This is a genomic window from Mesorhizobium sp. M7D.F.Ca.US.004.03.1.1 (genome assembly GCF_003998635.1).
Taxonomy (GTDB): Bacteria; Pseudomonadota; Alphaproteobacteria; order Rhizobiales; family Rhizobiaceae; genus Mesorhizobium; species Mesorhizobium loti.
In genome coordinates this window covers 1-4,121 of sequence record NZ_RZQG01000552.1, presented here as the reverse complement: position 1 = coordinate 4,121, position 4,121 = coordinate 1, and the positions used below count along the sequence as shown (strand labels likewise).

The following is a 4,121-nucleotide window of genomic DNA, read 5'->3' as shown; positions in this document are numbered from 1 at the left end:
GTACTGTTCGGCAAGTGCCCCGACATCGATCGTGTCCCCGGAAAATGTTTCGGGACTGTCAGGGCCTTCCGCGTCGAGCAGGATCTCGCCGCCGCCGTCGAAACCCTGCCGTCCAAGCTTGGAGTCTTCAGGTAGCAACAGAGCTTCGACCGGTTCGTCGATATGCGCTTCGACAGGCTCGAGCGTGACGATGCAAGCCTGAGTGATGTCGGCTTCGATGCGACCGCTGATCTTCACGCCATTGCGCTTCCATGACGCCACCAGAAGCTCTGCGCGATAGGATTCGACCGAAATCAGCCCATGCTCCTCGGCCAGCGCTGCACGCTGTGCGGCATCGGCCTCGATAACCACCGGCAGACCTTTCTGCGGCAGGCGCGTGACGTTGGCGCGGAAGGATACCGGGCTTTGCGGGTCAATGTGCTTCATTGTTCACCTCCCTTGGCGACGGAAAGGCCAGCGTGCCGGAGACAATCGATTCGGGTGTCTGCGCGGCCAGCTGGTTGCAGGCGTCGGTGACATAGTCGGCCAGCAGCGATGCTTCCGGCCAGGCGCCGGCGTCGGGCCGGACATTGCGGGCAAGGGCTGCGGTGAGCCCGTCACGGTCGTTTCTTTCCAGGGCATCGTCATAGGCGGCGGTTCGGCCATAAAACATCTTTGCCAGCTTTTTCATGCGTTTGGGCACGCCAACGTCGCCAATGCCCAACTCCCGCAGCGAATGATCGACGTCGAGGAAGAACTCGTCGATCAGCACCTGAGCGACCTCTTGCGCCACGCCGCCCTCACCGCGCAACCGATGCTGGAACAGGAACATGTGCAACGACAGCATCTCGAAACGGCCGAGCGGCGTGTCTGGCACATTCCAGTGGGAATAAAACACGATCTGCCGCGCCGCCGCCACGATTTGTGCGTAAAGCGCCTCGGTGATAGCGCGGTTGGCGTGGCGTTCGCGGCCAAAAAAGCGCTGGAACATTGGGGATGGTCTCCTGGGGACCGTTTGTTGAAGTGGCCTTGTTGCATCGGCAAGCAAGCTGGTTTACCGGTTTCGCGGCCCAGCGCAAGTTGCGGCCAGCTAATGGAGTTGTTGTTGCGCGCGCTGAATTTCAAGTCGACCTTCTCGTCCAGGCCCGCTGGCGCAATCTCGCTGCTGGTGATTGTTTCGGCGCTGTCCGCCTGCCACACCAACAAGATGATCGGTGACCTCAGCCCCAGCGAGACGCTGACGCAGGGTTACGTCATCGACCAGCAGGCAATCGATTCGGTACCAGTCGGTTCCAGCCGCGAGCAGGTGTTGCTGGCGCTCGGCACGCCGTCGACGACGGCGACCTTCGACAACGAGGCCTTCTATTACATATCGCAGACGCGCAAGCGCTACGTCGCCTTCGACAAGCCCAGGCTCATCGATCAGAAGGTGCTGGCGGTCTATTTCGGCGCCGACGGCCGCGTCACCCCGATCGCCAATTACGGGCTGAAAGACGGCAAGATGTTCGACTTCGTCTCACGCACCACACCGACCGGCGGCAAGGACCAGAACTTCCTCAGCCAGATCATCAACGGCGCCAGCAAGCTGGCGCCCGGCATCCCAGGCGGCGGCACTCCCTGATCTCCAGACTCTGAAGTTCCCCTCCGGGAAGCAGTAACATCTCAGGCGACCAAAAACCCGCGGGAGCAATCCTGCGGGTTTTTGTTATGGCCAAGCAAGCCCGGCTTGCCAGCAATGGGGCAAGCCCGTATCAAACCCCGGGATTTTGGGGTTTGAAAATGAACAGTGGCGAACGCGCAGCACCGGACGGCTGGATGGCCACGGGGACGCCCGACCGGCAGATCGTCACATCCGATTGGCTTGCCATCGATCCTCCGGCAATCGACGGCGTCAGGATCAAGGAAATCAGGCCGGTCGCGACGTCCAACGGCTACCTGACCGAGGTGTTCCGGGATGAGTGGGATCTCGATCAATTGCCCGTCGGCCAGGTCTTCCAGCGCACGATGTATCCGGGTGCGGTGACCGGCTGGCATGCACACAAGGTGACGCTGGATCGGCTTTTCTGTTGTGTCGGCAGTGTGCGCATATCGCTCTATGACGGCCGAAAGGCTTCGCCCAGCTTCGGCACGGTCTGGCACAAGATCGTCGGCGCATTGCGACCGGCGATCGTCGTCATCCCGCCAGGCGTGTGGCACGGTGTGAAGGCGCTCGGGCCGGAGATCGCCCTGCTGCTCAATCTCGTCGACAAGGCTTATGCGTATGACGCACCGGACCATTGGCGCCTGCCGCCGGACACGGAACACATCCCCTATAAGCTGGTATAGCGTGGAACGACCCGGCCAGTCCGATGCAACCGGGCAGAACACGCCGCTCGTCTCGGTGGTGATCGCAACCCATAACCGCCCCGCCGCCTTGCGACAGGCGCTGCGCAGCGTGCTGGGCCAGACCCTGCAGGACTTTGAAATTCTGGTGATTGGCGATGCCTGTCGCCCCGACACGGCGGCGGTCATCGCCGAATTTGGCGATCCGCGCATCGTCTATGTCAACCTGCCGGTCAATTTCGGCGAGCAATCCGGCCCCAACAATATCGGCTTTGCCAGGGCACGTGGCCGGTTCGTGGCCTTGCTCAACCATGACGACCTCTGGTTTCCGGACCATCTCGCGGCGATGACCGGCTGGATCGATGCGACCGGCGCCGATATCGTCATTGCTCGCGGTGCCATCATCGAACCTGCGCGGGTGAAAGGCGATCCTCTCAAGACCTCAATCTACGGGATGTGCAAGGGCGGGTTTTATGATCCCGTCATCACAGCCGGATACGGATCGGCACAGATGGCCAGGCGGGCATCGCTGGGCTGGCTCGGCCCCTGGCGCCCTGCCAGCGAATGCTCCTGCGAAAGTTCGCAGGACTGGCTCTTCCGGGCCTGGCGAAAGGGAGCCGCGATCGCGACCATGCCACACCTGACGGTGCTCAGTATCTTCTCCGGCCAGCGCAGTGGCAGCTACGTCGAAGACACGGCGGTGGAACAGGAAGAACTTGCCAGCGGCATGCTGATGCCGAACGATCTGCGCGTCAAAGTTCTTGCCGCAGCGGCGGCCCCCTCTCGCCTGAAGACATCCAGCTATCTGAAACGCAGGCTTTGGGCCGCGTGCGGTATCCATCCGAGATCCGTCGAGTTTCGCCGCAAATACGGGCGCGGCGCCTTCGTCACCAGGCTACGTGAGATACGCGGCCTGCCGGCGATGCCCGCGCGAGAACCAGGGGGGGACGATTTGCTGGCCCGCTACCGCAAGCTTGCCGAGAGCGATGGAGCCAAGCCGAACGGTGGCTGAGGCACCGTGCCTGATCCGAGCCAAACAAAAACCCGCGGGATCGCTCCCGCGGGTTTTGCTTTCGAGCCGATGCCTTGTTCAGCCGTGCGCGAGCACGGCCAGTAGCAGGAGCGCCACGATATTGGTGATCTTGATCGCCGGGTTGACGGCCGGGCCAGCGGTGTCCTTGTAGGGATCGCCGACCGTGTCGCCGGTCACCGAAGCCTTGTGCGCTTCGGAACCCTTGAGATGCTTGACGCCGTCCTTGTCGACAAAGCCGTCTTCGAAAGACTTCTTGGCGTTGTCCCAGGCACCGCCGCCAGAGGTCATCGAGATAGCGACGAACAGGCCATTGACGATGACGCCGAGCAGCGAGGCACCAAGGGCGGCAAAGGCGGACGCCTTCGAGCCCGAGATCAGCAGCACGCCGAAATAGACGACGAGCGGCGCCAGCACCGGCAGCAGCGACGGGATGATCATCTCGCGGATTGCTGCCTTGGTCAGAAGGTCGACCGCGCGTGCGTAGTTCGGCTTCGAGGTGCCAGCCATGATGCCCGGATCCTCGCGGAACTGCTTGCGCACTTCCTCGACGATGGCGCCCGCCGCGCGGCCGACGGCCGTCATGGCAATGCCGCCGAACAGATACGGGATCAGGCCGCCGAAGATCAGGCCGGCGACGACATAGGGGTTGGAGAGATCGAAGGAGATCTCGCCCATACCCTGGAAGTAGGGATATTTGTCGCCATTGGCGGCAAAGAACTTCAGGTCGTTCGAGTAGGCGGCAAACAGCACCAGCGCGCCGAGACCGGCCGAACCGATGGCGTAGCCC

Annotated in this window: 6 protein-coding genes; 3 read left to right on the top strand and 3 right to left on the bottom strand. The window is 62.5% G+C overall.

All coding sequences use genetic code 11. The annotated features are described in order from the left end of the window. Both EN935_RS25205 and EN935_RS25200 read right to left on the bottom strand, forming a co-directional pair. A partial coding sequence (locus EN935_RS25205) for a DUF177 domain-containing protein (protein WP_127373718.1) occupies nucleotides 1-426 on the bottom strand: 426 nt, incomplete at its 3' end. Then, nucleotides 413-970 carry a ubiquinol-cytochrome C chaperone family protein gene (locus EN935_RS25200; protein ID WP_127263100.1) on the bottom strand — a complete coding sequence of 186 codons (558 nt, stop codon included), beginning with the start codon at nucleotides 968-970 and terminating at the stop codon, nucleotides 413-415. The genes EN935_RS25205 and EN935_RS25200, both read right to left, overlap by 14 nt. A gap of 114 nt (nucleotides 971-1,084) precedes the next feature. On the opposite strand from EN935_RS25200, the gene EN935_RS25195 reads away from it, so the two are divergent. From EN935_RS25195 to EN935_RS25185, 3 genes are all read left to right on the top strand, one after another. Next, the gene (locus EN935_RS25195; RefSeq protein ID WP_127373717.1) at nucleotides 1,085-1,600 is read left to right on the top strand and encodes an outer membrane protein assembly factor BamE; all 516 of its coding nucleotides are present in this window, start codon (nucleotides 1,085-1,087) and stop codon (nucleotides 1,598-1,600) included. A 158-nt stretch (nucleotides 1,601-1,758) separates the two neighbouring features. Continuing rightward, nucleotides 1,759-2,304: a dTDP-4-dehydrorhamnose 3,5-epimerase family protein gene (locus EN935_RS25190; RefSeq protein WP_164757600.1), complete on the top strand. Its 546-nt coding sequence runs from the start codon at nucleotides 1,759-1,761 to the stop codon at nucleotides 2,302-2,304. Nucleotides 2,305-2,359: 55 nt separating this feature from the next. After that, on the top strand, nucleotides 2,360-3,313 hold the full coding sequence (locus EN935_RS25185) for a glycosyltransferase family 2 protein (protein ID WP_245489044.1): 954 nt from the start codon (nucleotides 2,360-2,362) through the stop codon (nucleotides 3,311-3,313). A 78-nt stretch (nucleotides 3,314-3,391) separates the two neighbouring features. Here the strand turns inward: EN935_RS25185 and EN935_RS25180 are convergent. Then, on the bottom strand, nucleotides 3,392-4,121 hold a 730-nt coding region (locus EN935_RS25180; RefSeq protein WP_206534563.1), incomplete at its 5' end, for a sodium/proton-translocating pyrophosphatase.